At 50.0% G+C, this 6,226-nt stretch carries 6 protein-coding genes; 4 read left to right on the top strand and 2 right to left on the bottom strand.

Annotation, left to right across the window (positions count from 1 at the left end; all coding sequences use genetic code 11):
* Window positions 1-299 precede the first annotated feature (299 nt).
* A complete protein-coding gene (locus tag ABYW01_RS11560) occupies window positions 300-1,169 on the top strand; it encodes a LysR family transcriptional regulator (RefSeq protein WP_372832846.1) in 870 nt (289 codons plus the stop codon).
* A 96-nt stretch (window positions 1,170-1,265) separates the two neighbouring features.
* Window positions 1,266-2,186 carry an AEC family transporter gene (locus tag ABYW01_RS11555; RefSeq protein ID WP_372832844.1) on the top strand — a complete coding sequence of 307 codons (921 nt, stop codon included), beginning with the start codon at window positions 1,266-1,268 and terminating at the stop codon, window positions 2,184-2,186.
* 62 nt (window positions 2,187-2,248) lie between these two features.
* Here ABYW01_RS11555 and ABYW01_RS11550 read toward each other — a convergent pair whose 3' ends face one another.
* Window positions 2,249-3,244, bottom strand: a complete 996-nt coding sequence (locus ABYW01_RS11550; protein ID WP_372832843.1) for a diguanylate cyclase — start codon at window positions 3,242-3,244, stop codon at window positions 2,249-2,251.
* Between the two features lie 406 nt (window positions 3,245-3,650).
* Here ABYW01_RS11550 and ABYW01_RS11545 point away from each other — a divergent pair, with 406 nt between their 5' ends.
* Complete coding sequence (locus tag ABYW01_RS11545) at window positions 3,651-4,181, top strand: hypothetical protein (RefSeq protein ID WP_372832842.1); 531 nt, start codon at window positions 3,651-3,653, stop codon at window positions 4,179-4,181.
* A 119-nt stretch (window positions 4,182-4,300) separates the two neighbouring features.
* Here ABYW01_RS11545 and ABYW01_RS11540 read toward each other — a convergent pair whose 3' ends face one another.
* Window positions 4,301-4,483, bottom strand: a complete 183-nt coding sequence (locus tag ABYW01_RS11540; RefSeq protein WP_193955205.1) for a hypothetical protein — start codon at window positions 4,481-4,483, stop codon at window positions 4,301-4,303.
* A gap of 249 nt (window positions 4,484-4,732) precedes the next feature.
* Between ABYW01_RS11540 and ABYW01_RS11535 the strand changes: the two genes are divergently transcribed.
* Complete coding sequence (locus ABYW01_RS11535; RefSeq protein ID WP_372832841.1) at window positions 4,733-6,079, top strand: aspartate aminotransferase family protein; 1,347 nt, start codon at window positions 4,733-4,735, stop codon at window positions 6,077-6,079.
* The last annotated feature ends 147 nt before the right edge of the window (window positions 6,080-6,226 follow it).

Genomic DNA, 6,226 nt, shown 5'->3' with positions numbered 1-6,226 from the left:
CGAGTCCAATCACACTAGGCTTAATCATGGTCTCCTCCTATGCATCCATCAGATAGTGATATTTATACTTCTATCTTGGCGCATTGTGACGCCGTAGGACGGGAGGAGACCATCTCATCAACCTACGTGACCGCATGCCTGGATGTAGGTTGGGTTGAGCAACGCGATATCCAACACAAACCATCATATCGCTCCAATCCTGCCGCCATGGATCTGACTTTCACGACGCACCGCTGACTGTGCTAGATTGATTCACACCTGATCGGATCAATCAGGATAGCGAATTTGAGGGTATGTGAATGTCGGTTAAGGCATTAAAAACGTTGTGTGCCATTGTGCAGCAGGGCAGCTTTGCGGCGGCGGGTGATAAGCTGGGACTGACGCAGGCCGCGGTGAGTATCCAGATCCGCCAGTTGGAAGAGCAGTTAGGAACACGCTTGTTTGATCGAGTTGGACGCAATCAGGTGCTCAACCATGATGGTCGCAAGGTGTTGGAGCGGGCGGAACAGATACTCACCCTGTACGACCAGTTGGGTGACGGTTTGGGTGCTGCAGGACAGTTTAACGGTGAGTTGTTGCTCGGTGCTGTTTTTAGCGTACAAACGGGCGTGTTAGGCCCGGTACTGGCGCGACTTCGTGACCGTTATCCGCTGCTGAAGATCAAAGTGCTGCGTGGTATGTCGATCGATCTGGCACAGCGGGTTGAAAGTGGTGAGCTGGACGCCGTATTGATCACTGAACCCCAGCACAATATCCCGCCGGATTACGAATGGGCGACATTAGATTGCGAGCCGTTTTACGTCGTTGCCCATAAAGATATCCCCGTACAGTCGGATGCAGAGATGCTGAGGCGCTACCCGTTTATCCGGCTTGATCCTCGTGCATGGGCCGGCAGTATGATTGATAGTGAGCTACGCCGACGGGGGATTGCGCCTGATGAGATGATGGAGCTGGATTCCTTACAGGCTGCATTGATGATGGTCGAACAGAAGCTGGGGCTGACAATCATGGCGGTCGGTAACCATCGTTTAGAGTATTTGAGAGAGCGTTTTTGTCTGGTGCCGTTTGGCGATCCGGTCATTCATCGCAATGTCGGATTGTATCAACGGCGTGACCACGGCCGTAAGGCATTGGCTCAGGTGTTAATCGACGAATTTCTTAAACTTTGATTCATAAATATTTTTTAAGTTATCAGTCAAAAAAGATAAATTTTTTTGTTGTATCTCCCAGCGTAAGCTAAGCGGTAGTTGCATTGGGAGAACATCATGCCTGTCGCTATCGAAGCGTTAATTCCTATTATTCTGACCGTCCTGATCGGTTACCTGGCTCGTCAGCATTTTGGTGTGGGGGAGTCGGTGTGGAGTGGGTTAGAGAAACTGACCTATTTTCTGTTCGCCCCCTGTTTGCTGGTGGTCTCACTGGCCAACAAGCCGTTATCGGGTCTTGCCTGGGGCGAGGTGCTTGTGACGCTCGTATCTGTTTTGCTCTTATCCAGTCTGTTGGTCGTGATCTGGCAAACATTTATCCGTCCTGTGGATATGCCGTCTTTTACCTCGATGTTTCAGGGCGGTGTGCGCTTTAACAGCTTTATTGCATTGGCGCTGGTGGATAATTTGTTCGGCGATGAAGGTTTGATGGTCGGTGCTTTGGCAACGGTTGTGATTGTTGTATCGGTGAACATTTTAAGTGTGTCGGCTTTTTCGGTAGCAAACCGCAGTGATGGCGGCTGGCGCAAGCTGCCGTATCAGTTGGTGACTAATCCTCTGATCATCGGGTGTTTCATCGGCTTATCACTTAATTTGAGTGGCGTAGGGTTGACTCCTGCGTTTGATAACCTGATGACGATGCTGGGCAAATCGGCGCTGCCGATGGCTTTGTTGTCGGTGGGGGCTGCGTTGAGGCTGGGTGATTTGCGAAGCAGCGCAGATATGATTGCCTTTACTTCTGTGGTGCAGTTTATCGCCAAACCCATTGCGGCCTTATTGGTTGGTCAGTGGTTTGGGCTGGAAGGTCTAACAGCGATTGTGGTGGTGATTTTTATGGCCGTACCCACTGCGCCTTCTGCTTATGTGCTGGCGCGCCAATTGGGGGGGAATCATCAGGCGATGGCGTCGATCATTACGGTACAAACGGTGTTGGCGTTCTTTACTCTGCCACTGACATTGGGTTTGCTGTTGCCAGCCTGAGAGCCAATAAAAAGGCCGCTGAACTATTTAGTTAGGCGGCCTTACTCGTTATGGAACGAAACCTAGCGGGCTTCGGTGTCATATTGCTCAGGTTTCTTCGCTTTTTTGTGTTTGTACATCGACCGGTCAGCTTCTTCGATCAGGGTATCAAGTGAAATCGGGTGGTTGCCGTGGCGACAGCAATATCCATAACTGATACCACTGCCACGTAAGATCTCGTTCTCTGAACTTAGGCGATTAAACTCGTTTTCTAAGCGTTGGCAGAGTACTTGAAGGTGATCGTGTGTATCTGTCAGCAACATCACGACAAATTCGTCACCTCCCAAGCGGGCGATGATATCGTTTTCCCGACAGCAGTTTTTCATCGCTTGTGCCAGTGTAGAGATACAGACATCACCAGCCTGATGTCCATGTTCATCGTTTAGCACTTTTAAATTATCGATATCAAGGTAAGCAATCCCGATACTCAGGCCAAAGCGTTTGGCATCTTTGATCCGCTGGGCTCCCAGTACTTTCAAGCCGCGCCGGTTGCTGACGCCGGTCATTTCGTCGGTGAGCGCCAGTGTTTTGATCTCTTCATACGCAAACATCATGCGCAGGTCAGCATCGATCATGTCGCGAAACTGTTCCAGCAGCTCTATCTGATTGGGTTGATAGTCGCTGCTTTTTGTATCGATTACGCAAATCGTGCCGAATAGCGTGCCGTCTGGCCAAGTAATCGGCATACCCAAGTAGGACCGCACGGGGCCATCCTTTACCGGGTCTGCATCTTTCCATTTGTCTTCATTGGGTGCATCTTTCACATAGAGGCCTTCGCCCGTTTCTATAATGGTCCGACAAAAACTTTTCATCTCCCAAGGCCATGACGAATCCTGCTGTAAAAAGTTACCTTCATTCAGGCTGGCAACCACTGCATTAAATTCCTGCTGTCGAAACTGCACGATGGTACCGCAGGCTGAGTCAAAGAGCTGTGACATCAGATCTACAGTGCGCTGCCACTTACTGATATCAATGGACGGGTGAAGGTTTCTGGAGAGGCAAGTTTGCGTATCTATCATCACATGCAGCCTGTTCTATAAAGCGCGCCACGTATTTAAAAATGGAGAGCGTACTTTGTTCGAGTGAATCTTGTTAGACGGTACCAATATGTTCTTGGTGTAAACGCCAAAGCACCACAATCCCTCGCAATACTTCTTCTAAATCATACAGATTCAGGAATGATCATCTAATTTGTCAAACATCCCTTTGGTTTAGTCGATCTCTTGTTAACTGGCAAATAACGATCAAACCCGTTTTATTCTGAATAGATATTGAATGCGTCAGGTCAATCTAGCAGTTGTTACCCGTAATGGGCAAATTGATGTGTAGCTCACACATGATTTAATCAAGATTTCTTGGTAGCAGGGCGTCCAGATCTGTACACTTTTGTGCTTTCAAGACGGAAATTCAGCGGAGAGATGCGCGATGGCAGCAGCGATAGGTGATATGCAGTTTCTGGAAGGCAGCGAAGATCAGGCGCAGTTTCTGAATCAGGTGATGTCCGAAGATAGCTTGACGGCCAGCGGTAAGCGCTACGTTGTCTGGTCCTCAGTCATGGCTGCCAGGAACAGCGCGTTAACGGGCTTTGCTGTCCAATTAACCGATGCTGTATCGGATGCTGAAAAACGAGATATGCGTTTCGCACTCAGCCGAATGGCGGTGACCAATCCGTATTTCTTTAGCCGAAATTTCGCCCAAGTGAATGCAGGCGGTTCACTGGACGTACTGCATATGCGCGATTTTCAGAGTATTCAGGTGCATGATGAGATCGGTTATCACTATGCATGCATCGCAATCTCAATGGTGAACGGTGGTTACAACTGCTTCCGCAGTCACGTATCCAGTTTGCAGCAGCTGGGTGAATCGGATGACGCGATAGATCAGGCGATGCGGATGACGTCTGCATTGATGGCGGTGCGTCAGGCAATGTTCACTCAGGATCAGTGGGGCGCTTAACGTCTATGCCCATTGAAACGCCAGATATTGAAGCCTTGATAAGGGATATTCAATGTTGGGCTTCAGCGATCTATCAGCAACAGGTCAGCGGCGTGTTGCTGGATTTTCACCGGTACGGGCTAATCGCCCCATGAAAAGAAACAGCTAATACCCAGCACTCCCCATACCGTTACGCAGATCCAGTACAGACCCGGCTGGACGTCACGATACACGAAGTCCCACAGCAGCGTGTAACCCGCATAAATATCCCAGGCAACCCAGCCCAGTAGTAACACGCCTACGGTAAACCAAAACGATCTCATCAAACGGCTCTACTTTTTATTGTCAGTGTTGATAGTTTATTGCTAGGTATTATTTATTGTCAATATTGATCATAAACTAGTGGTATTAGCGCTTGTGTTCCCCCCTGAGAGTCCGTTGAAAAACCATTACGTAAGTAAATGCTTAAGGTAAGTTCAATACGTTTGAATTTAACAACCTATCAGTCTGTCCATAATGGATCGCATGTACTTGATCCTCGCTTTACAGCTACAAACCTTATGAGGTGGCAGATGAATAATAAAAATGATGACCTGTCTTTATGCGGATTGTCACAAGACCAGTTAGATGCTCACTGGATGCCATTCACCGGCAACCGTGATTTTAAGCAAGACCCACGCATGATCGTTTCTGCGGAGGGTAACTACTATACCGCAGCGGACGGTCGCAAGATTTTCGATGGCCTGTGTGGTCTGTGGACCTGTGGTGCCGGTCACAGCCGTCCGGAAATTACCGAAGCGGTTAGCAAACAGGTGAAAGAGCTGGATTACTCACCAGCGTTCCAGTTTGGTCACCCAAAATCTTTTGAATTGGCCCACCGCATTACGGAGTTTATGCCGCAAGGTTTAAACCGTGTGTTCTTCACCGGTTCCGGTTCTGAATCGGTTGAAACTGCGTTGAAGATTGCCCGTGCGTACTGGCGCAAGAAAGGTCAGGGCAGCAAAACGCGCCTGATCGGTCGCGCTAAGGGGTATCACGGTGTGAACTACGGCGGTATCAGTGTGGGCGGTATTGGTCCTAACCGTGCGATTTACGGCCCGGGCATCGATGCAATCCATCTGCCGCACACCCTGTTGCCAGAGAATAAGTTCGTGCAGGGTATGCCGGAAACCGGCGCGTATCTGGCGGATGATCTGGAAGATCTGATCGCCACCCACGATGCCTCAAATATCGCGGCAGTGATCGTAGAGCCAATGGCTGGTTCTGCGGGTGTGATTCCGCCACCGGTGGGTTATCTGAAGCGTCTGCGAGAACTGTGCGACAAGCACAATATTCTGCTGATCTTTGATGAGGTGATCACTGCCTTTGGCCGTGTGGGTTCTAGGACCGGCGCAGAAGAGTTTGGGGTGACACCGGATCTGATGACCACAGCAAAACAGCTGACCAACGGCGTGATTCCGATGGGTGCTGTTATTGCCAAGCAGGAGATCTACGACACCTTTATGGAAACTGGTGGCGCAGATTACATGCTGGAACTGCCTCACGGTTATACCTATTCCGCGCACCCGGTTGCGTGTGCGGCGGGTCTGGCATCGCTGGATATTCTGGAGAACGACAAGCTGATCGAGCGTGTGAACGCGGTATCGCCACAGTTCCAGGAGATGTTGCACAGCCTGAAAGGTACGAAATACGTATCGGATATTCGTAACTACGGTCTGGCCGGTGCTTTGAGCATCGAAGCTGCACCGGGTGAGCCGGCACTGCGTCCCTATCAGATTGCGATGAAGTGTTGGGAGAAAGGTTTCTATGTTCGTTATGGCGGCGACACCATTCAGCTGGGTCTGCCGTTTACCGTTGAGATTGAAGAGATCGACAGCCTGATCAATGCGCTGGGCGACTCCATCAACGAACTGGATTAATTAAATAACGTACTGACGCATCACCGTCAGCCTGCCGGTCTCTGCTTGCGAATAGAGGCCGGCACACAATAAGAAAGCTCGAGGAAACATTATGACTATGATTGGCCACCTGATCGACGGCGCAATGCGCGATGACGCAGCCCGCAT

Origin of the sequence: Pontibacterium sp. (assembly GCF_041587635.1) — a bacterium.
Lineage (GTDB): Bacteria > Pseudomonadota > Gammaproteobacteria > Pseudomonadales > Balneatricaceae > Pontibacterium.
Note: the sequence above shows the minus strand (reverse complement) of the source record. Positions and strands in the feature narration are given on the sequence as shown.

Coding starts and splice junctions, on each gene's coding strand:
- ABYW01_RS11560 (WP_372832846.1), top strand. CDS start 300: ATGTCGGTTAAGGCATTAAAAACGTTGTGTGCCATTGTGCAGCAGGGC.
- ABYW01_RS11555 (WP_372832844.1), top strand. CDS start 1,266: ATGCCTGTCGCTATCGAAGCGTTAATTCCTATTATTCTGACCGTCCTG.
- ABYW01_RS11550 (WP_372832843.1), bottom strand. CDS start 3,244: ATGATAGATACGCAAACTTGCCTCTCCAGAAACCTTCACCCGTCCATT.
- ABYW01_RS11545 (WP_372832842.1), top strand. CDS start 3,651: ATGGCAGCAGCGATAGGTGATATGCAGTTTCTGGAAGGCAGCGAAGAT.
- ABYW01_RS11540 (WP_193955205.1), bottom strand. CDS start 4,483: ATGAGATCGTTTTGGTTTACCGTAGGCGTGTTACTACTGGGCTGGGTT.
- ABYW01_RS11535 (WP_372832841.1), top strand. CDS start 4,733: ATGAATAATAAAAATGATGACCTGTCTTTATGCGGATTGTCACAAGAC.